Source organism: Porphyromonas circumdentaria (assembly GCF_900167105.1).
In the GTDB taxonomy this organism is placed as follows: domain Bacteria; phylum Bacteroidota; class Bacteroidia; order Bacteroidales; family Porphyromonadaceae; genus Porphyromonas; species Porphyromonas circumdentaria.
Map to the genome: position 1 here is coordinate 57185 of NZ_FUXE01000010.1, position 24782 is coordinate 81966.

Sequence of the window (24782 nt, forward strand, 5' to 3'; positions counted from 1 at the left end):
GGAGAACGAGGCTATGAATAGAGACACAAGCTCGCTCCCCCCATACGAATGGAAATATGGTTGTAGAACAGAGCCATCCTTAATATAGATCGACCCAAAGTCAGTTTTGCCCTATAAAGATGATAAAAGAAAAGAACAAGATAAAAGACCTGACACAAGGAAAAATCAGCAAACAGATCATAACCTTGGCAGCTCCCATTATAGGTACATCTTTTATCCATGTGGTTTATTCTTTTACAGATATGGCTTGGATAGGACGGCTCGGCAGTAGAGAAATTGCCGCAGTAGGCGTTGTAGCTGTCTTGGTATGGCTTACCAGTTCTATCGGTTCTATTGTAAAAGTCGGCTCTGAAGTCTGTGTGGCACAAGGATTGGGTGCGCATAACGAGGAGTTGGCAAGAAGCTATGCCAAACACAATAGCACACTGGCTTTCTATTTCTCTCTTGGAATCATGGTTTTGTGTCAGCTTTTTGCCCACAAAATCATAGCCCTATACGCTCTGGAAGATGATATTAGCACCATGGCAGAGCACTATCTGCAAATCGTATCATTAGGTTTTCCCTTTTTCTTCCTCTCTCTATGCTATGGAGGTATCTATACAGCGGCAGGCAGAAGCAATGTGCCCTTTGCGATAAATAGCTTAGGGCTGATAACCAATATCCTTTTAGACCCTCTCTTTATATTCGTGCTGGACTATGGTGTAGAGGGAGCAGCTTGGGCAACTGTTCTGTCAGAATTCTTAGTCTTCTCCGTTTTTTTTTACCGCATAAAGATTAAAGAGCAACTATTGGGCAAGTGGGGCATTGCAGGTAGGCTACACTATAAAGAGACTAAGAAAATCTTAACCTTGGGGCTTCCTGTGGCTCTTCTCAACTCTCTTTTTGCCCTTATCACTCTCACGATGGGAAGTATTGCCTCTCGTACGGGGGGACATATCGGGGTTGCAACAATAAATACAGGCGGACAGTTAGAAGCTATTACATGGAATACTTCCCAAGGTTTTGGCACTGCTCTTGCAGCCTTTGTAGGACAAAACTACGCGGCCCGTAAGTACAAGAGAATATTTAAGGCGTTCAAAGTATGCATCATCTTCACCTCTATATTTGGCCTTATTGCCACATTCCTATACTACTTCTGGGGCGAAGAGTTTTTTGCGCTTATCGTACCCGACCCTGAAGCCTACACCGAGGGAGGAAATTATCTACGCATTGCAGCCTATTCGCAACTATTTATGATGGCAGAAATCACTATTCAGGGGTTGTTTTACGGAACGGGCAGAAGTGTTACACCCGCTTCTATCAGTATAGCAGGCAACTTACTACGTATCCCCCTTGCCTTTCTTTTCCTATCCTGGGGGTGGCAACTCAATGGGGTTTGGTGGGCTATATCCCTTACTTCGATGCTCAAAGGCACTATTGCCATAGCTACACTACCCTACATCAAAGGCAAAATAAAGTTACTATCCAACAGTACATCAGAGTAAACTCTATGCAATACAAAGAATACCATTTTTCCAAAAACACCCCGAGCGAGCTCCCTGCAGATATATATCTACCTCTATTGAGTAATGCTTTGGCAGAGTTAGGCTTCGACAGTTTTGTAGAACAGGAAGATGGGTCTCTAACAGCCTACCTTTCAGAGTGCTACTTCAATCAGATAGAAGAAAAAGGCACTTACAGACTTCTTTTCCCCGAAATGCTTTTTAATTATAACTCTTCTCTGTGTGCCGAGGAAAACTGGAATAAAAGATGGGAAGAGGAAAGCTTCACTCCCATTGAGATTGAGAATAAACTCCTTATCCGTTCCCCTCGGCATAGTTTTTTCGCTCATACTGTGGAACAAGAAGTTCTTATAGAACCCTCCTGCGCCTTTGGTACAGGTTCGCACTCAACCACTCGATTGATGCTACGGCTTTTATTAGAAGAAAATCTTCAAGAAAAAAAGGTTTTGGATGTCGGCTGTGGTACGGGGGTATTAGGCATAACCGCACTTTTAAGAGGGGCGAAACAAGCCATTTTTATAGATATAGATAGCTTAGCAACCGACAACACGGCACACAATCTTGCATTGAATAATATTGCTCCCGAGAGAGATTGTAAGGTCTACACAGGTATTTTAGATAATTTCGACTTTCCTCTGCACAGCGTAGATATCTTATGTGCCAATATACACCGCAATGCCATTATAGGAGATGCTCCCAAATATTACTCTTTACTGGACCATCCTGGGCTTCTTTTTATCAGTGGTTTTTTACGGGACGATGAGGAGCTCATGGAAAAGCATTTAACCTCACTCGGATTTTCTCTTCGTCACTCTCTTGTCGAGGAAGAGTGGTGTGCAATGTGCTTTCGTATTGCCCAGAACTAAAAAATCATTATTTTTGGGATGAGTGAATGTTTACACCGCCTAAGAGTGTTAAACTATAAGCCTACTTTGATGGTCTAAGAGTTGAAGAACGAGTACATTAACCAACACAATAATAAATACGTACAGCTATGAAATGGAATAAATTGTTCGTCTTTTTAGGACTCTGCACGTTGACTTCCGTTACAGGATTGGCACAAAACGAGGATGACGATGCTATCTACATCTCTCCCAAGCAGGCAGAAAAGGAAAGAGTCGAAGCTGTTAAGAAAGCGCGTGAGGTAAGAGAAAAAGCTTACAGAGAGCGTATAGCAAGAGAACAGTACGAGGACTCTTACGAGTATGACGACTTCGATGACGATGATTCTGATATAAGTGATGATGAAATCGATGCTTACAACCGCAGAGGTAATGTAAAGAGTAAGCAAGAAAGATATGCTACGGGGAAAAAGAATAGACCCTCTACCCAAAATGGACCCGTAAAAAGAAAGAAAAGCAAGAAATACAGAGGTATTTACTCCGATCGTATAGCTCGATTCCACGACCCTTCTACTATCGTTATAAAAGGAGCCGATTACGTAGAGGTATATGTGGATGATGACTACTACGGTAGTAGCTATGACAATGGTTACTACTATGATGACGACTCCGATATCAACATTTATATCATAAGTAATCCTTACCACAGAGGCTATGGCTGGAACAACTACTATTCATGGTATGATTCGTGGTGGGATTATTGGACTCCATGGTATTACCACTCTCCTTATTATTATCGTTATAGATATTGGTATAATAGAGGATGGAACTGGAGGTGGAATAGTTTCGGCTACTACTCCCCTTATGACGCTTGGCGTGATGGTTACTATCATGGTTATTATGATGGTTATTACGGTTATGGATACGGAGGTAGCTATTATGATCCCTATGTAGGCAGTTATGTCCCCCGCAGCAATAAGTATCAGCAGGGGAGAAGGAGCAACGACTCTTTTGGAGCAGAATACAATGAGGGGCGCAACCGAACCAACCGAAACGTGTCCACCTCCACGACACGTGATAGAGAAAATGTGAATACATCCAGAAGAAATGCCTCTACCTCTAATTACGAAAGAGGTACCTATTGGACCGATAGGGTTAATAGAGCTACAGACAACGACAAAGAATTCGATAGAAGAAACTATCGCTCTAATAACTCTGTCTACAACAAGATCAACAGAGGTAGTTACTCCGAAGATGGCAGAGTGTCTCGTCCATCTTCAACAGAAAGAAATAGACAGCAAGCAGAACCAGACAGAAGAGAAGAGAGAAACAGAAGGAGTAATAGTAGTCGTACAGAACGTAGCAACCGTGGTAGCTATGATTATGACAGAAGTTCGCGAAGTTCGAATAGTCGTCAACAACGTACAAACTCTTCTGTAACTCCCATACAACGCTCCAACGAAAACAGTAGCTACAACAATAGAAGTTACGATGAAGGATCCAATAACCGACGTTCTTCAAGAGGTTCTTATGAAAGCAATAACAGAAATAGTTCCTCGTCAAGTAGCTCTTTCGAGCGTAGTAGCAGTAGTTCCTCTTCGTCTCGCGGCTCCTATGACAACGGAAGAAGTTCTTCTTCCAGTGGAAGCACTGGGGGAGGAAGTCGTCGAGGACGCTAAATCCTTTTGGAGTACCAACAACATACCTAATAAAATAAAGAGACAACATACCAATATACTGTCATGAAAAAATATATTGTATCCTTCGTTTTAGCCACTGCCGTACTCAGTTGGCAACAGGCAAAAGCACAAAGTGAAACAGATGCTTTTCGTTTGAGTCAGACTACACCATTAAGCGGTACGGCACGTTTTCAAGCTATGGGTGGAGCTTTTGCTTCTTTAGGAGGAGATCCCTCTTCCATTACTCAAAATCCCGCAGGACTAGGGGTGTATCGCAAGTCGGAGCTCTCCATATCGTTAGAGCAGGTCAAACACACTAATAATATAAATTGGTATAACAATACAGAGCAAAAGAAAGCATCCAACTTCTACTCGCCCAACTTCTCTGCGATTGCTTCCTACTTTGATAAGTACTCGGGTAGCGGTATGACTTTTGGCTTCAACAGACAGAACCTCGTAAGATACAATCGTAGTTTCAAAATTTCGAGCGGTACCCCTGTCGATTATTCAGTGGCCGATTATGCTGCACTGATAACTCCTGATAATGCTAAACCTGATGACTTATTACCTCGTACGGGATATAATCCATATCAGTGGAGCAACTACTCTTGGTTATCTATATTAGCCTATGAAGCAGGATGGATAAAGCAAGAGGATGGAATATACCAGACAGTGTTTTTCTATCCTAATAAGAATAATCAATACGTGCCCTATGGCCCTGCTGAAGCTCATATGAACTGGAGAGAGAGAGGGAGTGTAGAGGCTTACGATTTCACCTTTGGCTTCAATTACAAAGATCTGTCCTATTTCGGGTTCTCACTACGCTATACCGATGTAGACTATGCCCTTGCTTCTACTTACACAGAAGATTTTATGGACGATGACTATCTCGTGTTAGGCAATGAATTATGGACAAAAGGAGGAGGGTTTGCTTTCAGTTTGGGAACTATTATGCGCCCAGTAGGCGGACTTCGTATAGGATTGGCTTATTTCTCTCCTACATGGATGGTATTACAAGATGGATTCTATGCCTCTTCTACCTCTCGTTACTCTCATGCAGTAGATGATAGTGGAAATCCCTTCCCAAAAGAAAAATGGATACTAAAAGGGCAAACGCCCAAAGATGCCACAAGTTCCTATCGTCTCACTACCCCAAGCCGTTTTGTAGTTGGGTTGGGCTACACTTTTGACAATAAGGGACTTATTAGTTTCGACTATGAGCTAACGCCTTATAACAGTATGAGATTACGCAATCTACAAAGTACTTCTTACTTCTCTGTTGATAACGAAGCTATTGACAATCACTATACTTTGTCTCAAACCATGCGTGTAGGAGTAGAATACAAACCATTGTCTAAATTGAGTTTAAGATTGGGAAGTGTGCTTACAACGACACCTATGAAGAAAAGAGACGGACTAACCTCCTTTGAGAAAAATACTACGCCGATACTCACAGCTGGCACACTCCCCCACTATATGATACCAACTGGTAGTCTAACGTTCACGGGAGGGATAGGCTACAAGATGTCTCGTTCTTTTTACATCGACTTAGCGTTTGTCAATTCAAATACTATCAATCACGTTTATAGTTTCCCGACCCTATCTGATAGTAAGGGTAATCCCATAGAGGACTTCACTTCACCCGAAAGCATTCGACTAAGTGAAAACACGTTCAAAACTGTTGTTACATTGGGTTACAAGTTCTAACAGATATCGACGATAAAGCTAAGAAGATGAGCTACTAACAGGATATAAAAATTCTGTTAGTAGCTTTTTTTAGCTTTTAGAGAAACGGCTTAACCATTCATACCCACCACTTAGATATGTATAAGAAACTGTATAGAGATACGAAATAACGAGCAGAAGAGTTATCTCCCATTTAGAAAGAGTACAAGCAACAAGAACAAGGCAAAAGCTCTAAAGAAGTTTAGAGCAATCACTCAAACAAGCAGTATCAATACAAGTAGAATTTCTACACAAAGGTCAAGAGAGCCGAGAGCCGGACTCGAACCGGCGACCTACTCATTACGAATGAGTTGCTCTACCAACTGAGCTATTTCGGCAAACCTTGTTTTCAAAGAAAGAGTCGAGAGCATAGAGAAAAGCCCTCATCTCCCGAGGCGCAAAGGTACTAATAAAATTTATTCTGAAAACAGATTGTCAAAGAAAGTATCTAACTCTTCTCCCATATTTTCGAGAAGAGGCCTCTCTAAAAGCAATTGATCTTCGTAAACGAATAGCAACTCTACAGGCTCCTCATCTGTTATATAAGTAATTGAGAAAGGCTCACCGATAAAGTCTTCATTAAAGACCCCATCTGTATAAAGCAAGTGCAATTGATTACGAAGTATAGGGATAACCTCCGAAGAGGTTATCCCTTTATTTTCGGAACTAATAAAGCCAAATATTATTTCCTCTCCTATGATTTTATCGTCATCATCAAAAACAGTAATCCTACCCTCTGTGAAGTTGATGGATACCATAAAATCATAATACGTCTTCGTCCCCTTGGAACACGTATCAATTATATGAATAAAAAACTTACGTAAAAGGTGCTGAATCTTATCTTTATCCATGATCAAAATAAAACTTTAGAGAGTGGTAAGTTGTTTTTTTATGGTCTCTATACGTGAAAGTGCATCAGATTCTTTCTTGCGCTCTACTGCGACTACCTCTTCAGGCGCGTTTTTGACGAATTTTTCATTCGAGAGTTTTTTGCGTACTCCCATCAAAAATCCCTCTTGATGCTTCAAGTCGGCTTCAAGTTTCTGACGTACGGCATCTTTGTCTATAAAGGCTTCGATAGGTACAGCATAAGAAACAGTACCCACGATAAACGAGGCAGAAGATACGCCCTCGGGCACACTCTTTCCTCTCTGTACGTAAGCCCTTGCCAACTTCATAATGAGAGAATCTGCCTCACTATGCTCTATCTCTTGTACATAGATATCCAATAGCTCTTGGCGAGGGATATTGTGCATAGTACGGATATTGCGCACCTGCGTAATAACCTCTCTTGCTATTGTAACAGTCTTTAGAAGAGCTTGATTAGGCTCCATCTTTTGAGGATAAGAGGAATACATGATGCTACTACCCTCTGGTCGCTCTCTAAGCTCATGCCAAAGCTCTTCGGTGATGAATGGCATGAATGGATGTAGGATGCGCAAGAGGTCTTCGAAGAAGAGAATAGTTTTCTCTAACGTAATACCATCTATCGGAGCTCCAAAGGCTGGTTTGACAGCCTCTAAATAGAAAGCAGAGAAATCATCTCTGAATAACTTGTAAGCCACCGTCATAGCCTCGCTGATGCGGTACTTCTCCATCAAATCGTCTATTTCGGCAATGGCCTCACTAAGACGATGAGTAAACCAATCCATGGCAATGATATTCTCTTCGGGAGTAACTTGTTGAGCATCTACCTGCCAAGTCTTTATCAAACGGAACGAATTCCATATTTTGTTACAGAAGTTACGTCCCTGCTCCAAGAGAGTTTCATCGTACAGCAAATCATTGCCCGCCGAGGTTGCCATCATCAGCCCCACGCGCACCCCATCTGCTCCGTAGCTATCTATCAAATCTAATGGATTAGGAGAATTACCCAGTGTTTTAGACATCTTACGTCCCTGAGCATCACGCACAATACCTGTTAGATACACATCTTTGAAAGGACGCTCTCCCCTATAACGATAGCCTGCTATAATCATGCGAGCCACCCAGAAGAAAAGAATGTCGGGACCTGTTACAAGTGCACTTGTAGGATAATAGTAGTTGAGATCTTTATTATCTGCGCTTGTTATATCTCCAAACACACTCATAGGCCAGAGCCAAGAAGAGAACCAAGTATCGAGGCAATCCTCTTCTGCTCTCAAGTCCTCTTTTTGCAACTGTTGATTTCCACTCAAAGCACGAGCCTTTTCCAAAGCTTCCTCTTCAGAAGGTGCCACAACGAAAGAGCCATCGGGCAAGTAATAAGCAGGGATTCTGTGCCCCCACCAAAGTTGTCTACTGATACACCAATCCTTGACGTTCTCCATCCAGTGGCGGTAAGTATTCTTAAACTTAGAGGGGATGAGAGCTACCTCATCTTTCTCTACCGCTTCTAAGGCTGGACGAGCAATATCTTCCATCTTAAGGAACCACTGCATTGAGAGTTTAGGCTCGATGGGCACGTTGGTACGCTCACTATACCCCACCTTATTGACGTAGTCTTCTACTTTTATCAATAGACCTTGTTCTTTCAAGTCTTGAGCAATCTTCTCACGCACCGCAAAGCGATCCATACCTGCGTAGGCACCGCCCAACTCATTGAGCGTGCCATCATCGTTGAGGATATCGAGCGTTTCCAACTGGTGCTTTTGTCCCAATAGGTAGTCATTAACATCGTGGGCTGGTGTCACCTTAAGACATCCCGTACCAAATGCTCTATCTATATAGGTATCTGCAATAATGGGGACAGCCCTCCCAACAGTGGGGATAATGGCTCTCTTCCCAATGAACTGCTTATATCGCTCATCTTCGGGATGCACACATATAGCAGTATCTCCCATGATTGTTTCGGGGCGTGTTGTAGCAATCGTCAAGAATTGGTCGCTTCCCTCTATATTGTATCTTAGATAGTATAGACTGCTCTGTGTCTCTTGGTGTATAACCTCTTCATCGGAGAGAGCAGTTTTTGCCTTGGGGTCCCAGTTGACAATACGTACTCCTCGGTAGATGAGACCACTATCAAACAACTCACAAAAGACTTTGATAACCTCCTTGGAACGCTCTTCATCTAAAGTAAAAGCCGTTCTACTCCAGTCGCAAGAAGCCCCCAAACGTTTCAATTGTTCCAGAATAATCCCTCCATGCTCTCTGGTCCACTGCCAAGCATGCTCGAGAAACTCCTCTCTTGACAAACTCTGTTTTGTAATGCCCTGCTCGGCCAGACGTGCCACCACCTTTGCCTCGGTTGCAATAGAGGCATGGTCTGTTCCAGGCACCCAACAAGCATTATAGCCCAACAAACGAGCTCGACGTATGAGTATATCTTGAATCGTATTATTCAACATATGCCCCATATGAAGCACTCCTGTCACATTGGGTGGTGGTATTACGATGGTATAAGGGGGGCGTTCATCGGGAGTAGAAGAGAAGAGATTGTGGTCTAACCAATACTGGTACCATTTTTTCTCGATCAAAGAGGGGGTATAAACTGTCTCGTTATCCATTCTTTTCTGCACTGATTTAGTGTACTCTATTGAGATAATATTTTCGCAAAGGTACAAAAAGCTTACCTCTTAACTATCAAAATCATAGGCAATATCACGATGAATATTCTTGAACAAAGTCCCATTCACGCCAAATTTATGTATAGTCCTCTTTACGGAGATGTGAGCAAAAAGAAAAAGGCAAAAATTTAAGTCCATTAGGACAAGCTGTAAAAACCTCTACTACACGAATATAAATTACAAAGCACTCAAACAATTCTCTATTTTCAATCTGCAAATATGTATATTCAATCTAAATATACATATATGCAATCTAAATATACATATATGCAATCTGCAAATAAAGAATTTGTTATGTGTAAAGCATCTTTTGCAGGGAGCTTTGCTGCTTTTTGACAGAAAGATCTGAACTTTAAATAAGAAAAGAGTTGAGCTCTCCCAACTAATATACCCATCGATTAAGGTTAATGCTTAAGATATAAAAAGAAAAGCACTTAAAAATCGGAGCCAATATAGAGTTAACAACCTATATCCTAATTCTTGTGTAAGAGCTGTTTGTCTAATTGCTTTATTACTACTACTTTTGTGGAAAACTAGGCTATTGTTAATGCAACACCTGTTGGTATATGGAATTTAGCAACGATAAACAATTAGAACTCGATCGTCGCTACCTTAGGATGGCTCGCATCTGGGCAGAAAACTCCTACTGTGTACGTCGTAAGGTAGGAGCCTTAATTGTAAAAAATAAAATGATTATCTCAGATGGTTATAACGGTACACCATCGGGTTTTGAGAATGTCTGTGAAGACGAAGAGGGGCTTACCAAACCCTATGTTTTACATGCCGAGGCCAATGCCATCACCAAAGTAGCCGCGTCTACCAACAATAGCTCTGGAGCAACTATATATATCACGGCAGCCCCCTGTATAGAGTGTGCAAAACTTATCATCCAGTGCCGTATGGCTCGTGTCGTATACAGCGAAGAGTATCGCCTGACAGAAGGAGTAGATTTGCTAAGGAGAGCTGGTATAGAGGTTATATACTTACCCATTGATTAAAACGTTTCGCCATGTAGATATTGTCCTCTATGAAACGCTACTCTACACTTACCTTGATAACTCTCTCGGCAACCACACTTCTGGTAGGAGCTGTCATTAGCTGGCTTATAGCGACCCAAACAAGCAGAAACTCAAAGACAGATTTAGAACAGGTTTTAGCCCTAATAGCCGAGCATTATGTAGACTCGGTGGACGTAGACGAGTTGCAACAGAGCATACTTCCTCTCATCGTGTCCAATTTAGATCCCCACTCGGCTTACATCCCCAGAAAAGAGAGCGATTGGGAGAACCAGCGACTAAATGGTTCTTTCTGTGGCATAGGCATTACATTCAATACCATTATTGATACCCCTGTTATCATCGATATTCTTCCAGGAGGCCCTTCGGAACATGCAGGTCTTAAGCCTGGCGACCGTATATTAAAAGCCAATAGAAAGCCGCTCACAGGAAAGGGCATATCGGCAGATTCTGTTCGGCAGATTCTCTTAGGAGAACGTGCCTCGGTGGTCAAGTTAGAACTTCTTCGGGACAATAAATCTTTTTCGACCCAAATAGTGCGTGGAGATGTTCCAGTGCCAAGCGTAGATGTTGCTTTCATGCCGTACAAGGAGACGGGGCTTATACGCATTGTTCAGTGGGGACGAACCACACCTTACGAATTCAGAGCTGCTTACGCTCGTTTGAAAGAGAAAGGAATGCGATCTCTAATCATAGATTTAAGAGACAATTCAGGAGGTTACTTAGAGCCTGCCATACAACTTGCAAACGAGTTTCTCAAAAAAGGGCAGCTCATCGTATATACGCAGGGTAAAGCCTATCCAAGAGAAGATTACCACGCTACGGGGAATGGGCTGATGCAGGATATCCCATTGGTAGTATTGGTAAATGAATTTTCGGCCAGCTCGAGCGAGGTATTTGCTGGAGCTATGCAAGATCATGATAGGGCCACGATTATAGGAAGAAGAACCTTTGGAAAGGGGCTTATACAGCGCCCGTTCTACCTTAGAGATAGTGCACAGCTACGACTTACCATAGCCCGTTATTACTCTCCGTCGGGACGTTGTATACAAAAACAGTATACCATGGGAGATATGCAGTCCTATCAAAGGGATCTAATCAACCGCTACGAATCTGGAGAAATGTTTGCCACAGACTCCCTACTCTTAAAAGGGGCACAACAATTTAAGACAGATGCTGGTCATATTGTTTACGGAGGGTTTGGTATCATGCCAACTATCTTTATCCCAGTAGACAGCACAGGTGTCAACTCTTACTATCTACGTCTCATCGAGTCGGGAACCATGGATGAGTATGCTTTCCTCTATGTAGATCAGAACAGAAAGAACCTATCTGCCTATGATGATATTACCAAGTTAGGGGCATTCCTTTCCTATCAGGGAGGATTAATCTATGACTATGCCCGATTTGCAGCCTCTAAAGGCATACAAATGCGCTCGAGGATGCTCTATGAAGCACGCAACTTGTTAAGAAGAGCCCTATATGGAAAAATAGCAAACTACGCCTTGGGAATAGAAGCAGCCTATCAGTTCTTTAACGAAACAGACCAAGCTCTTTTAGAGGGGGTTAGAAGTTTTCACAAAGAAGAAACCCCTTCTCTAAAGGCTCTATCCTACTACACCTCCGACAAGAGCAACACCTCTCAAGAGACCAACGAAGAAAGCGAAGACCCTTCTCAAGAGGAATACGAAGAAGAGTTATGAAAGCAAATAAAAAAGAACTTCGCAGTGCCCTCCGCGTACTCAATAATCAGTGCTTAACCCCTTCTTACTATTCGGAGGCTTCCAGAGCTATATGCAAGACAATAAAAGAGCATCCCGCGTGGCAAAAAGCTAATAGAATAGCCCTTTATCACGCACTACCTGATGAACCCGACTTGGGAACATTGTTATCGGAGTTTGCAACAACGAAACAACTCTACCTACCCAGAGTAGAAGATATGGAGCAAATCTCGTTCTATCACTTTAGTGAAGAGCAAAGTTTGAATATAGGTTCTTACGGAATTGCAGAACCCTCTTCCCTTGAAGCTCTAAAGATTGACCCCTCTCTCCTGGACTTGATAATCGTACCTGGGGTAGCCTTTACAAAAGAGGGGATACGTATGGGCAGAGGTAAGGGCTACTACGACCGATTTTTACCCCAAACCCAAGCAACACTTATCGGGGTAACTTTTCGCTATCGACTTTTACCCGATCTGCCCCATGAGCCATGGGATTTTCAGGTACACCATGTTATAACAGATTAAGTACAAATCATTATATCTAAGTAAGGATTATGAACAAACAGAATATATCTTTTACGTTAGATGCCACTCTGCCAGAATACCCCTCCTTTATTGAGGGGATACGTCGTGCTCCAGACCGTGGCTATCGCTTGACACCATCACAAACCCGTACAGCTCTTCGCAATGCCTTACGCTATGTACCCAAAGAGTTGCACGCAAAATTGGCACCCGAATTCCTCGAGGAACTCTATACTCGTGGTAAAATATATGCTTACCGCTACAGACCACAGGGAGATCTAAAGGCAAAGTCTATCGACGAATACAAAGGACGTTGCTTAGAGGGGAAAGCTTTTCAAGTAATGATTCAAAACAATCTTTGCTTTGATGTAGCCCTTTATCCCTACGAATTAGTTACCTACGGAGAGACAGGCCAAGTTTGCCAAAACTGGTTACAGTACCGTCTCATCATGAAATACCTCGAAGAGATGACCCAAGACCAAACTTTGGTTATAGAGAGCGGACACCCCTTGGGTCTGTTTGCCTCTCGTCCCGAAGCTCCCCGTGTTATCATAACCAACTCTATGATGATTGGTATTTATGACAACATCAAAGATTGGGAGATTGCCGCCCAAATGGGGGTTGCCAACTACGGGCAAATGACTGCTGGAGGCTGGATGTATATCGGACCGCAAGGTATTGTACACGGTACTTTCAACACCCTACTCAACGCAGGGCGTAAGCAGTTGAATATCCCAACAGGTCAAAACCTTTCTGGAAAGCTATTCATTTCTTCTGGATTGGGAGGCATGAGTGGAGCTCAACCCAAAGCAGCCGATATTGCAGGGGCCGTTAGCATCACTGCAGAGGTAGACCCATCTCGTATAAAAACTCGTTACGACCAGGGTTGGGTAAAGCATGTGTGCCGTTCTCTGGAAGAAACATTTACACTGGCGGCTAAGGCCATTAAGACGGGAGAGGCTTGCTCTATTGCCTATGAAGGTAACGTGGTAGACCTACTAACCTACTGTATAGAACACAATATCCATATCGACCTGCTTTCAGACCAAACCAGTTGTCATGCAGTTTACGAGGGAGGCTATTGCCCCGTAACACTATCTTTCGAGGAGCGCACAAGACTCTTAAAAGAAGATCGCGATAAGTTTGAAGAAGAGGTAAACAAAGGGCTTAAAATCCACTTTGAAGCTATCCAAGCATTGGTGGCAAGAGGCACCTACTTCTTTGACTATGGGAACTCTTTCATGAAAGCCGTGTACGACTCTGGCGTAAAAGAGATTCTTCGCAATGGTGTCGATGACAAAGATGGATTTATCTGGCCAAGTTACGTAGAAGATATTATGGGTCCCGAGCTCTTCGACTACGGCTATGGTCCCTTCCGTTGGGTCTGTCTGTCCAACAAACCCGAGGACTTGGAAAAAACAGACAAGGCTGCTATGGAGTGTATCAATCCCGATCGCAGAGAACAGGATAGAGATAACTATATCTGGATTAGAGATGCCAAGAAAAACGAACTGGTAGTGGGCACACAAGCTCGTATCCTATATCAAGATGCGGCTGGTCGTTTGGCCATAGCACTTCGCTTTAACGAAATGGTTCGCAACGGAGAGGTAGGTCCTATTATGTTAGGGCGTGACCACCATGATGTTAGCGGTACCGACTCTCCATTCAGAGAAACAGCCAACATCCGTGACGGAAGTAACGTTATGGCAGATATGGCAGTACAATGTTTTGCAGGCAACGCCGCACGAGGTATGAGCCTTATCGCACTACACAACGGAGGCGGTGTAGGCATCGGTAAGTCTATCAATGGAGGCTTTGGAATGGTATTGGACGGCAGCCAACGTGCCGATGATATTTTACGCTCGGCTATGACTTGGGACGTTATGGGCGGAGTAGCCCGTCGCGCTTGGGCTTGCAATGAACATGCTATGGAAACGAGTGCTGAGTTCAACCAAACTCATTCCGATGGCTATCATATTACAATGCCTTACTTGGCCGATGACGAGCTTATTAACTCTTTAATCCCATTGGAAAGCTAAGTATCGCTTTGGTTAAGAACTGAACGGAATTGCTTTTTCATCGGGCAGAAGCACTACATCCGATAAATACTACTAAGGAGAAAGGAGCAAAATAGCTCCTTTCTCTTTTGTATAAAAGGGATATTGAGACTAAAAGATTCGGTAAATAGAGGTATCTTTGCGCCAGAAGAGTTTATGCAATACAAAGAGAGCCATTTATTGAACAAAAGGTTAGCTACTCTCCTGCTTGTAATTGCTTTTATTTTTAATACACTTTCTCTTTTAACAATGAAAGCTCAAAAAAAGCATATAAGGGTGATGACCTTCAATGTTGAAAACCTTTTTGACACAACCCATGACGTTGGCAAAGAGGACTATGACTTTCTTCCCGAGGGAGCTCTGGAGTGGACCAACCAACGTTTGAATAAAAAGCTACACAATCTGGCAGAAGTTATCAGTGATGTGGGCGAAAAAGAGTGGCCTATTTTTGTAGGACTAATAGAGGTTGAGAATAAAAACGTTATGGATTCACTACTCCAGAAAACAGCCTTGGGACGCATGGGATACAAGTACGTAATCTCCGAAAGCGACGATGTCAGAGGCATCGATGTAGCCCTTCTCTATCTTCCAGATTTATTTAATTTGAAAAGGACAAATGAGTGGAATGTTTCTTTTCCCAACCACCCCCATAAAAAGTCGAGGAATATTCTCTATCTATCGGGTACTCTCTTCAACAAACAGCATTTACATCTTATGATAGTACATCTCCCCTCTCGACGAGAGGGGAAGAAAAAGACAGATCCCTTCCGTAAAAATGTTATTTCTCTTCTACAGAGTAAATGCGATAGCATCATCAGCTCCGACCCCGAGGCTAATATCATAGTGATGGGCGACTTTAACTGCGAACCTCGAGATCCCATTTCTCGAGGCTGGGCACACCCTCTGACTTCTAAAAAATTCAACTACCGAAACGATTTGATGTACGATGTTACCTCCAGTTTAGCCCCAGGAGGAATCCCAGGAAGTTACTCCTTTAGAGGAGTTTGGGAACAAATCGATCGCATTATCATAAGTGGCAATCTCCTAAATACTCGGACCCAACAGGGTAATCTCATTTACAAGTGGAGAAGTGCCCGCTCCGTTATGATAAAACGGTGGATGAGAAGAGGTACAGATGGCCGATATTTTCCCCGTCGCACATACGGAGGGACTCAATATTTGGGAGGTGTGAGTGACCATTTACCCGTGGTTGCGGACTTCTTTATCCAACCCCACATGAAAGAAAAAAAAGAGTTAAACGATGGGCAGTAACGGGAACAGACAAGAAAACTTCTTAGCCCATCTTTTAGAGGGGATTCAAGATGCAGCCATCTTTCAGATAGATGGCTATGTTCCTCTGAGTATTCAGCAAGAATACTTTAATACTTCCCGTTCTATGATAGCCTCTTCACCACCGAAAATGAGTGAAGAGGAGGTACTAAAGATAGAAGAATCTCTTTACAGCAAATCTATTCCTGAGGAGGTACACAAATTGCAGTTAATCAAATTAGCCATATCGTATCAAGTTACTGCCTATAGAGTTATCCAAGACTACCTACAAGTATCGCCTCCCTCTATGTACTATTGGGCTGTTTTGTCTGAATTTCAGGCACGTATCCACCTGCACAGCACTTTAGCAGAACAAGAAAAAGCATTCATATTCACCACGGGGTTGGGCGGTAGAAATGGACTTTTACGCATTATGGCAGTAGCTCACACTCCAAAGTGGGTACCTCTTGAGCAGTATCAAATCAATATGGTAAGAGAGGAATTCTCTGTCGCTGTAGAAAAATTACAGGGAGAAGTTGAAGAGATCCTTGTCAGGGAGAACTACTTTAGATTCTGTTTCCTATTACCTATAGGTATAGAACCTCGAAGATTCTACACGGATTTTGCCTCTTTTTGCAATGAATTTGGCAACTTTCTGGACATGAAGGAACTCCTGTTAACCAACGAACGCCCTATTGCAGAAAGTGACATCCAAGAACTCTATCGTAGGTATACAGTACGACAAAGTCAGACGGAAGGAAAAGAGGGATCTGACATATCTCCCGAGTTACTCTCTTAAAAAGGCACTCTTACTCGCCGAAATTATCTTTCCCCAAAGGAGCATCGCACCCAAACACAAAAGTTCCGTTGCTGTTCGTTAGGAATCCTCCTATTGTCCCAACACAAAATATATAATAGGTCTAATAATCCTATAATAAAGTGTAACTTTGTAAGTAAAGCTACAAGGTGCGTTATAGTATGCAAAAAAGAGTACTGTATGGTATCCTTAACCCAAAAGATAGACCTATAATATGAACACAAACGAAGCATTAGTGCGTAAAGTTACCGAAGAGGCAAAGAAATGGTTGGCCCCTTCTTTCGATACAGAGACTAAGGAAAAGGTACAATCCTTACTGGATAACCTTGATAAGAATGAACTAATCGATGCTTTTTACAAAAATCTTGAGTTTGGAACAGGAGGACTTAGAGGTGTTATGGGCGTCGGCACCAATCGGATGAATCAGTACACCGTAGCGATGGCTACTCAGGGGTTGGCAAATTATCTCAAGAAGACCTATCCACAAGAGGAAATATCTGTGGCAATTGGCTATGACTGCCGACACAACAGTCGTTACTTCGCTGAAATTACGGCTAATGTTTTTTCAGGAAACGATATCAAAGTATACCTATTTGAGTCTCTACGCCCTACCCCAGAAGTATCGTTTGCCATACGCTATCTGAAGTGTAAAAGTGGAGTAATGATTACAGCTTCTCACAATCCTCCCATATATAATGGGTACAAAGCCTATTGGGCAGATGGGGCTCAAATGGTTTCTCCCCACGATGTCAATACTATAGAAGAAGTTGCCAAAATCACCTCTATGGACTCTGTTGTCGAAAAAGGGAATCCTGCGCTGATAACGGAAATAGGGAAAGAAATCGATGAAATCTTCATTGAAAAGGTAAAATCTCTTTCCCTTTCTCCCGAAGCAATTAAGAAGCATCACAATCTACCCATTGTTTACACTCCGATACATGGCACGGGAGTGAAGATTGTACCCGATGCTCTAAAGGCTTTTGGCTTCACCAACATAATGAATGTACCTGAGCAAGATGTAGTAAGTGGAGACTTCCCCACAGTTGTTTCTCCCAATCCTGAAGAGCCTGCTGCCCTCTCTATGGCCTTGGAACGTGCAGAGAAAAGCAATGCCCAACTTGTCTTAGCATCAGACCCAGATGCCGATCGCATAGGAGTAGCCATACGGAACAAAGAGGGGAAAATAGAACTTATCAACGGCAACCAAATCTGCACGCTGCTCACTTACTATTCCATTAAGCGACGCCAAGAATTGGGCATACTAACCCCCAAGGACTACGTTATAAAAACAATTGTAACAACCGACCTTATTAGATTTATTGCAGATAAAGAGGGGGTGAAACTCTACGACTGTTACACGGGATTTAAGTGGATTGCAGACATTATCCGCCGTAATGAGGATACTATGCAATACATTGGAGGGGGAGAAGAGAGTTACGGTTATCTCTGGGAGGACTTCATACGAGATAAAAGTTCCGTGTCGGCATGCGCTCTCTTTGCAGAACTAACCGCTTGGGCTCTTGAAAAGGGTCTATCAATAGATGAACTTCTGAAGGAGATCTATGCGACCTACGGTTATTTCCTTGATAAGGGTCATTACATCGTTCGCCCTGGAAGGACGGGAGCCGAAGAAATCGCTCAAATGATGAAAGATTACAGAGAAACTCCACCTAAAGAACTCGCAGGTTCTCCCGTGGCAATAATCATCGACTATTCCTCTCTCAAGGGGCTATCTGTAAAAACGGGAGAAACATTCGATATAGATATGCCTGCGAAAAGCAACGTACTACAATACATTGCAGAAGATGGCTCTAAACTCTCTATTCGCCCCTCTGGAACTGAACCCAAAATCAAGTATTATATAGGGATAAGAGAACCATTAGAGAACGTTACCGCACTTCCTCAAGCTCAAAAGAAAGCAACCGAACGTTTAGAAAGAGTATTTCATCAATTAGGCATATAATATCGTTGGTTTATAAAAGACTTCCTCTTTACTAACTTTTTCCATGGAATAAGGCTTAGAAAAGAGGAAGCCCAAACTTTGTTTTCAATGCTCCGCAAGCAAACAACCTTAGGAGACCTTTACCGCCAAATCAAGTCCCTTTTATCTCCTTATTGGCGCATACTACTGGCTTCTTTCATCTTCATCTTTATTCTTTTTGTGCTATCTATTGTTCGACGGTGTAAGGAATCAAATCCTCCTAAAGAGAAAAGTGTAGAACGTCTTTCTGTAGACTATCAATGCGTCTTTAAGGGGTCATACTCCAAATGTTTTGCAGACGACAATCTTTTGCACTTAGAAGCAGCTCGAGGGTTACAAGCGATTCCTTTTAAGAAAAATCTTACAGAAAAGGAGCTTTCTTCCCTCGCATTGATTGAAAGCAATCCATTTTATAAAGTAGATCGTCTTACTCACTCTATCCCCTACCTTGTTCCAGAGGCAAAAAAACTGTTAGACTATATTGGGGAAGACTTTAATATTGCCCTACAGAAAAGAGGTATCCCCTCTTATCGAATTATAGTTACCAGTTTAACTCGTACAGAAGAACAGCAGCAAAAACTATCGAAAAGGAATGTAAATGCTACCACAGAGTCTTCGCATAGTTATGGTACTACATTCGACATTTCTTGGTCTCGTTTTGATAAAGTGCACTCATCCGAGGCAGATATATCAGATGCCATTCTGAAAAAGGTTTTGGCCTCCATATTACAGCAATACCAGAAAGCCCACCGCTGTTATATAAAGCATGAAAAGAAACAGGCTTGCTTTCACATAACAACCATTAAATCCTCAAGTTCTAAATAGTCATAAAGGCTCTCTTCTTATTTCATGGACACAACTTCTATAAAATATCAATTAGGCTTAGCTCTTAGTGGAGGGAGTATAAAAGGCTTTGCTCATATCGGGGTACTCAAGTACATGGATGAGATCGGATTACGTCCAGAAATCATAGCGGGAACCAGTTCGGGTTCTATAGTAGGAGCTTTCTACTCCGATGGATATACTCCGGATGAAATATTTGACCGTCTATCTTCCATTGGATTTATGGGAATGACCTCATTATATCCCAACAAGGGGGGGATGTTTTCGACCCGCAACTTTACTAAGTTTCTAAGGGAAACCCTTAGACATCGTCGATTGGAAGATCTTCCCATCCCTGTGCGCATTGTAGCAACCGACTTAGATAACGGCTGTGAGCATGTTTTCACTTCTGGACCTCTATCACAAATCATAACAGCTTCGTGTAGCATTCCCGTACTATTTCAACCCAAGCTAATCAAAGGTGTCTCCTATGTAGACGGAGGCTTATTCCGAAACTACCCCGTTACCGTAATACGAAAAGAGTGTGCCAAAGTATTGGGGGTAAATTTAGGGCCTGAACAAACGAAAGAATACAAAAAGACGATACGAGGTGTAGCAGAACGCTCTTGGTCTCTCGTTTTTAGACAAAACACTCGTCCCGATAAGGCGGTATGCGATCTAACTCTTGAGACGCAAGCCATAACACAATATCGGATGTTTGATGTAAAATCGGCAAGAGATATTATGGAACTCGGTTATGAATTAGCTCGCCAAAATCATATTGAAAAACTTCTTCCTCTCAAAACAGCTCCCGAATAAACTCTCTTTATCATATAACTGTTGTTAGGAGTAGAAAAGGTTAGTAAAAACATCGAATATAATCTTTCACACGTGCATATTATATTTTCAGAAGGCAACATTGCAGACTTCATCCGCTGGTGCGATTATTTGGGCACTTTTGCTTTTGCCATAAGTGGCATACGCCTTGCTGCTGCTCATCGCTTTGATTGGTTTGGGGCTTTTGTCGTAGGGCTTGTTACAGCTGTTGGTGGTGGCACCCTTCGGGATATAATGTTAGACATCCCTGTTTTTTGGCTTACGGAACCTTCTTATCTACTCATAACTTCTTTGGCTCTTGTCGTTACCGTACTATTCAGGAAATGGTTGGTTAAACTCAACAATACAGTCTATTTTTTTGATGCTGTCGGATTAGGGTTATTTACCGCTGTAGGAGTGGCTAAGTCCCTCGGCAGTAGTTTTCCATGGTGGATTGCTCCTATCATGGGCACAATCACAGGCTCTTTCGGAGGGATGATACGCGATATACTAATCAACGAGGTACCTCTAATATTTAGAAGAGATTTCTATGCTATGGCATGCCTTACGGGTAGTTTCATCTATCTTGCCTTGCTCTATTTAGAAGTTTCGGCATTTTGGGCTCAAGGAATATCAGCTCTTTCCATTGTTATTCTGCGCATCTTAGCAGCAAAATATCATTGGGGTATTCCCTATCTAACGCCTCACTCCAATGAGTAACTAATCCTCTCCATATAAAAAATATTCACCCTCATTGTCTACAAGATTGTTATTCTCGCAGGTAAAGTTTTTATCTTTGTCTCAACAAGAGTAACCAACCTATCCTATATTCAAGGAATTACATAATAAAAAGAGTAACTATATAAACAATCAAGACTATTTATGAAAAAAGTCGTGACCACCATTGTCTCCTTTATTGGGGCACACTTATTGCTAACGGCTGGTCCTGTGACTCCACAGCAAGCCAAGAGTATAGCAGAGGAAGTTCTTGGTCAAAATAGCCTTCGTGGAGGAAGAACCATAGAACTAACCTATACGCACACACCTCAAACGCTCCGTCAGGGGATTAGTGAGGCTCAACAACCCTACTACTATATTTTTAATCGCGGTACAGGAGATGGCTTTGCTATCGTTTCGGGAGATGATCGTATGTACCCAGTGTTAGCGTATGCCGATCAAGGGTACTTTGATATGCAGAATCTTCCTGAGCACATCAGAGCCTGGATGCAGTACTATGACAAGTCTATTGAGGAACTTTTGAAAACTCCAGATTTTATTACTACCTCAACCGCTACTCCAAAGAGATCTGCAAGTACTTACCCTGCCGTTGCTCCTATTCTTGACAAAATCAAATGGAATCAAGACTATCCCTATAGTAGTGCTACCCCAAGCAATATGCCTACTGGTTGCGTAGCTACAGCAGCTGCACAAATCATGCGCTATTATAGATGGCCAGATGAAAGTATCGGAGGCCCCATTTCCTATTACGATGTGTTCAGTAACATTACTCGGACTGTTACATTTGGCACGAAATATAATTGGGATAAAATGCCCGAAAGCTACTCTGTAAATGACCCAACCTACACCCAGGAGAAGGTAGCTCAAGTTGGATACTTACTTCGGGATGTTGGTTTAGGAGCAAGAATGAACTACTCTGCAGGCGGAAGTGGTGCATGGGAACACAACTTGGTAAAAACTCTTAGAGAAAACTTCAAATACAACAAAGGACTTTCACTCAAACTTCGTTACAACCATAACGCAAAAGAGTGGGAAGAGCTCATTCAAAAAGAACTCCAAGCAAAGCGTCCTGTATTTTACACAGGCTACCAAACAGGCGGAGGACATGCTTTTGTTTGTGATGGCTATAATCAAGAAGGTCTCTACCACTTCAACTGGGGTTGGGGAGGAATGGCAGACGGCTATTTCCGCCTTACTGCTCTTAAGCCCACAGCGTTAGGTATTGGTGCAGGCTTGGGAGACTACAGTATCGGACAGGGAATCCTCGTTGGTTTTGAGCCTGACAAAACAGGAACTTCCACCTTGGCAGCCAGCACCCCTCCCTCGGCTTCTATCCGTATACAAGAAACCTTGGATAAAGAGGCTATCATGCTCAAAGGAAACGTCATACAACGTACCGAAGATTTGATTTCGGGCACATTGCGTATCACAGTAAAGAATAAAAATAATTCTACATCTAAACTCACAGAAGAGAAGAGAATGTCTTTACAATTCCAGACGGCTCAATCTTTCTCCCAAAATATCGCTTTTGCCTCTTATGAAGATGGAGAATATGAACTTTGTTTAGAATGGAAAGGAGATAAAGACTCTAACTTTGGAGCACTTAGCATGTATGCAGATGAACCCGACAAGGCTTTCTTCAAAGTTGAAAACAAGAAAGTTAAAGAGTGGAGCTATAACGCGGCTATCGACCTCCTCTCCTTTGACAAAACAAAAACAAAAGCCGAGTTTTATGCTTTCTCTTCCAGCAAGCTGACTATCGGTATCGAAAACAAGTCTGATAGAGAGTACTACGGTCCGATTAAGATACTTGCAACTACTGTAAGCTCTGCTACTCATATCGTTCCTACGGGCAGAGAATTTGTGGTTCTTGAGTCTGTAATTTGTGTTCCTGCTAAGCAAACTATTACACACACTTTTGAGGACTTCATTCCTAACCTTCGAGAAGATGTGGAAATAAACATCTTCGCTCAATATGCAGAGCCCAAAAAAGGAGAACCTGATACCGATTTTGGACACCATATCCAACGCTACCGCTCTTCTTACGCTTATCTCTGTGGAGAAAAGATAACGGTTACACGTCCTCAGAACTACCAGAAGACTACTATCGTTTGTACTCCTGAAACTACTTCTACCACAATCAATGTAGGGGGAGCATCTTTCTCAACTCCTTCTTTCAAGATAGAAAATCGTGGAGAGATTTACTCACAACAATTTGATTATGCAGTAATAAGAGCCTTGATTGTCGGGGAGGTACAGGGTCAAACTCGTATTTTGGCTGTATCTAACAATACTGCCCCAACAACAATAAACAGAGGAGAAGAAGTTACTTTTACACCTGTTTTTTACAGCGATAATACGTTGAGAAATATGAAAGGGCGTAACATAACGATCCTACTTAAGAGTATCTACAATAATACTTTTGCCGATCATCTTCTTCCACTCATGGGAACAACCTATATAAGAGCAAAAGTCTCTACTGCAAATGCAATAGAAGCAAAAGACAATGTCAAAGGATTTATCTACCCCAACCCTGCTTCCTCTTCTGTAAAAGTGAACAGTCCAGCCCCCATATTCTCTATAGATATTTTCTCTATGAGCGGAGCGTTAGTACTCTCTCAAAAAGGGGAATTACAACAAGAACTTACTGTTAACGTAAACGAACTTCCAGAGGGTAACTACCTAATGGGTGTGAGAGATGACAAGAACCAAGTAGTAACTCACCGCTTACAGATTGCTCGTTAAGAGTTATCTCTTCCCAATAAGCATTCAAATTGAAGAGCAACCTTTATACCAGTTATAAGGGTTGCTTTCTTTTTATTCTCGAAAGTCTTTTGGACAAGTACTATGCAACACGCACCTTGAATGATAAGGGTAGAGAGCAGAAACAACAAGAGTTGTCTAAAGACTTCATCGACAGGGATAAAAACAGCTTTGTCCCCCTAAAAAACTTGTATTGCATCAAACAAAACTTTATTTTTAATCTGAATATATATATTTTCAATCTACAAATATGTATATTCAAACTAAGTATATATATATTCAGATTAAAAATAAAGAATTAGACAGGTAAAAGCGGCTTTTATATCCTGTCTTTATGAATTTTCCTACGGAAAGAGTAGAAGTATTTCTCGGAATGATTTGGAAACTTCAAGGCCTACAAAAGAAAGATGGAATATAAAAAGCAAATTGAGAAAGGGGGAGAAAGCCTCTATAACATAGAAAAACTTCTCTTTGAAGAGAATATGTATTTTCCAGTAGTAAGTGCAACGCAAATAGAAAGAATATCCCCAGAGGGGCTAGCCCCTCTGGGGATGGGCGCCAAAGATTATATTTGCGTGAATATGAAAAAATACAACCATTTGAGCCGAGAGCAAAGGTACACAATAGATCGGCTACTACAATAAAAGAAATCTTATTCTTTCATCGCTCAAACCATTGGTGTCTCAACCAGCACCGTCTCTCGAGAAGTCAAACGCAACAAAACGGCAAGAGGAAGATACTCCTGCCATGCAGCACATATGTATGCTACAGAGCGTAAGGAGTGGCGTTGCTATCCGAGGAAATTCACGGATAAAATGCAAGAACAAGTCGTCCAGATTTTGAGAGAAAAACAGTGGTCGCCTGAGCAAATCGTGGGGCGTTTTCGGCTCAAGGGCATCCCCATCGTGGGGAAAACCACCCTATATACTTTTCTCCACGAGGATAAGGCACTCGGAGGAGACCTTTAC

The 24782-nt window shown here is 42.3% G+C and carries 17 protein-coding genes, 1 tRNA gene and 1 pseudogene; 16 read left to right on the plus strand and 3 right to left on the minus strand.

Going from position 1 to position 24782, the window contains the following annotated elements; translation table 11 throughout:
- The first annotated feature begins 119 nt into the window (after positions 1 to 119).
- The 4 genes from B5D06_RS05585 to B5D06_RS05600 all read left to right on the plus strand — a co-directional run bounded on the left by B5D06_RS05585 (position 120) and on the right by B5D06_RS05600 (position 5730).
- Positions 120 to 1484, plus strand: a complete 1365-nt coding sequence (locus tag B5D06_RS05585; RefSeq protein WP_078737025.1) for an MATE family efflux transporter — start codon at positions 120 to 122, stop codon at positions 1482 to 1484.
- Between the two features lie 5 nt (positions 1485 to 1489).
- Positions 1490 to 2368: a 50S ribosomal protein L11 methyltransferase gene (prmA, locus tag B5D06_RS05590; protein ID WP_078737026.1), complete on the plus strand. Its 879-nt coding sequence runs from the start codon at positions 1490 to 1492 to the stop codon at positions 2366 to 2368.
- A 128-nt stretch (positions 2369 to 2496) separates the two neighbouring features.
- Entirely contained in the window at positions 2497 to 4023 is a 1527-nt protein-coding gene (locus tag B5D06_RS05595; protein ID WP_078737027.1) for a hypothetical protein, read from the plus strand.
- 63 nt (positions 4024 to 4086) lie between these two features.
- On the plus strand, positions 4087 to 5730 hold the full coding sequence (locus B5D06_RS05600; RefSeq protein ID WP_078737028.1) for an OmpP1/FadL family transporter: 1644 nt from the start codon (positions 4087 to 4089) through the stop codon (positions 5728 to 5730).
- A 283-nt stretch (positions 5731 to 6013) separates the two neighbouring features.
- Here the strand turns inward: B5D06_RS05600 and B5D06_RS05605 are convergent.
- From B5D06_RS05605 to B5D06_RS05615, 3 genes are all read right to left on the minus strand, one after another.
- Positions 6014 to 6086, minus strand: a tRNA-Thr gene (locus B5D06_RS05605).
- 78 nt (positions 6087 to 6164) lie between these two features.
- The gene (locus B5D06_RS05610; RefSeq protein WP_078737029.1) at positions 6165 to 6599 is read right to left on the minus strand and encodes a hypothetical protein; all 435 of its coding nucleotides are present in this window, start codon (positions 6597 to 6599) and stop codon (positions 6165 to 6167) included.
- Positions 6600 to 6614: 15 nt separating this feature from the next.
- Positions 6615 to 9233 (minus strand): valine--tRNA ligase, encoded by a 2619-nt coding sequence (locus B5D06_RS05615; RefSeq protein ID WP_078737030.1) that lies wholly within the window; start codon positions 9231 to 9233, stop codon positions 6615 to 6617.
- A gap of 626 nt (positions 9234 to 9859) precedes the next feature.
- Here B5D06_RS05615 and B5D06_RS05620 point away from each other — a divergent pair.
- The 12 genes and pseudogenes from B5D06_RS05620 to B5D06_RS09190 form a co-directional block, all read left to right on the plus strand.
- On the plus strand, positions 9860 to 10291 hold the full coding sequence (locus B5D06_RS05620; protein WP_078737031.1) for a dCMP deaminase family protein: 432 nt from the start codon (positions 9860 to 9862) through the stop codon (positions 10289 to 10291).
- Between the two features lie 29 nt (positions 10292 to 10320).
- A complete protein-coding gene (locus B5D06_RS05625) occupies positions 10321 to 12012 on the plus strand; it encodes a S41 family peptidase (protein WP_078737032.1) in 1692 nt (563 codons plus the stop codon).
- Entirely contained in the window at positions 12009 to 12554 is a 546-nt protein-coding gene (locus B5D06_RS05630; protein WP_078737033.1) for a 5-formyltetrahydrofolate cyclo-ligase, read from the plus strand. The genes B5D06_RS05625 and B5D06_RS05630 overlap by 4 nt, the downstream gene beginning before the upstream one ends.
- 29 nt (positions 12555 to 12583) lie before the next feature.
- Positions 12584 to 14590 carry a urocanate hydratase gene (locus B5D06_RS05635; RefSeq protein WP_078737034.1) on the plus strand — a complete coding sequence of 669 codons (2007 nt, stop codon included), beginning with the start codon at positions 12584 to 12586 and terminating at the stop codon, positions 14588 to 14590.
- Positions 14591 to 14857: 267 nt separating this feature from the next.
- Entirely contained in the window at positions 14858 to 15880 is a 1023-nt protein-coding gene (locus B5D06_RS05640; RefSeq protein WP_143742621.1) for an endonuclease/exonuclease/phosphatase family protein, read from the plus strand.
- Positions 15870 to 16676 carry a hypothetical protein gene (locus B5D06_RS05645; RefSeq protein ID WP_078737036.1) on the plus strand — a complete coding sequence of 269 codons (807 nt, stop codon included), beginning with the start codon at positions 15870 to 15872 and terminating at the stop codon, positions 16674 to 16676. The genes B5D06_RS05640 and B5D06_RS05645 overlap by 11 nt, the downstream gene beginning before the upstream one ends.
- Positions 16677 to 16908: 232 nt before the next feature.
- The gene (locus B5D06_RS05650) at positions 16909 to 18657 is read left to right on the plus strand and encodes a phospho-sugar mutase (RefSeq protein ID WP_078737037.1); all 1749 of its coding nucleotides are present in this window, start codon (positions 16909 to 16911) and stop codon (positions 18655 to 18657) included.
- 87 nt (positions 18658 to 18744) lie between these two features.
- Positions 18745 to 19500: a DUF5715 family protein gene (locus B5D06_RS05655; protein ID WP_078737038.1), complete on the plus strand. Its 756-nt coding sequence runs from the start codon at positions 18745 to 18747 to the stop codon at positions 19498 to 19500.
- A 24-nt stretch (positions 19501 to 19524) separates the two neighbouring features.
- Positions 19525 to 20316 carry a patatin-like phospholipase family protein gene (locus B5D06_RS05660; RefSeq protein WP_078737039.1) on the plus strand — a complete coding sequence of 264 codons (792 nt, stop codon included), beginning with the start codon at positions 19525 to 19527 and terminating at the stop codon, positions 20314 to 20316.
- Positions 20317 to 20415: 99 nt separating this feature from the next.
- On the plus strand, positions 20416 to 21033 hold the full coding sequence (locus B5D06_RS05665; protein ID WP_078737047.1) for a trimeric intracellular cation channel family protein: 618 nt from the start codon (positions 20416 to 20418) through the stop codon (positions 21031 to 21033).
- A 162-nt stretch (positions 21034 to 21195) separates the two neighbouring features.
- Entirely contained in the window at positions 21196 to 23796 is a 2601-nt protein-coding gene (locus B5D06_RS05670) for a C10 family peptidase (protein WP_078737040.1), read from the plus strand.
- Between the two features lie 599 nt (positions 23797 to 24395).
- Positions 24396 to 24782 (plus strand): annotated as a pseudogene (locus B5D06_RS09190) (transposase); the annotation flags it as partial.

Coding starts and splice junctions, on each gene's coding strand:
- B5D06_RS05585 (WP_078737025.1), top strand. CDS start 120: ATGATAAAAGAAAAGAACAAGATAAAAGACCTGACACAAGGAAAAATC.
- prmA (WP_078737026.1), top strand. CDS start 1,490: ATGCAATACAAAGAATACCATTTTTCCAAAAACACCCCGAGCGAGCTC.
- B5D06_RS05595 (WP_078737027.1), top strand. CDS start 2,497: ATGAAATGGAATAAATTGTTCGTCTTTTTAGGACTCTGCACGTTGACT.
- B5D06_RS05600 (WP_078737028.1), top strand. CDS start 4,087: ATGAAAAAATATATTGTATCCTTCGTTTTAGCCACTGCCGTACTCAGT.
- B5D06_RS05610 (WP_078737029.1), bottom strand. CDS start 6,599: ATGGATAAAGATAAGATTCAGCACCTTTTACGTAAGTTTTTTATTCAT.
- B5D06_RS05615 (WP_078737030.1), bottom strand. CDS start 9,233: ATGGATAACGAGACAGTTTATACCCCCTCTTTGATCGAGAAAAAATGG.
- B5D06_RS05620 (WP_078737031.1), top strand. CDS start 9,860: ATGGAATTTAGCAACGATAAACAATTAGAACTCGATCGTCGCTACCTT.
- B5D06_RS05625 (WP_078737032.1), top strand. CDS start 10,321: ATGAAACGCTACTCTACACTTACCTTGATAACTCTCTCGGCAACCACA.
- B5D06_RS05630 (WP_078737033.1), top strand. CDS start 12,009: ATGAAAGCAAATAAAAAAGAACTTCGCAGTGCCCTCCGCGTACTCAAT.
- B5D06_RS05635 (WP_078737034.1), top strand. CDS start 12,584: ATGAACAAACAGAATATATCTTTTACGTTAGATGCCACTCTGCCAGAA.
- B5D06_RS05640 (WP_143742621.1), top strand. CDS start 14,858: ATGAAAGCTCAAAAAAAGCATATAAGGGTGATGACCTTCAATGTTGAA.
- B5D06_RS05645 (WP_078737036.1), top strand. CDS start 15,870: ATGGGCAGTAACGGGAACAGACAAGAAAACTTCTTAGCCCATCTTTTA.
- B5D06_RS05650 (WP_078737037.1), top strand. CDS start 16,909: ATGAACACAAACGAAGCATTAGTGCGTAAAGTTACCGAAGAGGCAAAG.
- B5D06_RS05655 (WP_078737038.1), top strand. CDS start 18,745: ATGCTCCGCAAGCAAACAACCTTAGGAGACCTTTACCGCCAAATCAAG.
- B5D06_RS05660 (WP_078737039.1), top strand. CDS start 19,525: ATGGACACAACTTCTATAAAATATCAATTAGGCTTAGCTCTTAGTGGA.
- B5D06_RS05670 (WP_078737040.1), top strand. CDS start 21,196: ATGAAAAAAGTCGTGACCACCATTGTCTCCTTTATTGGGGCACACTTA.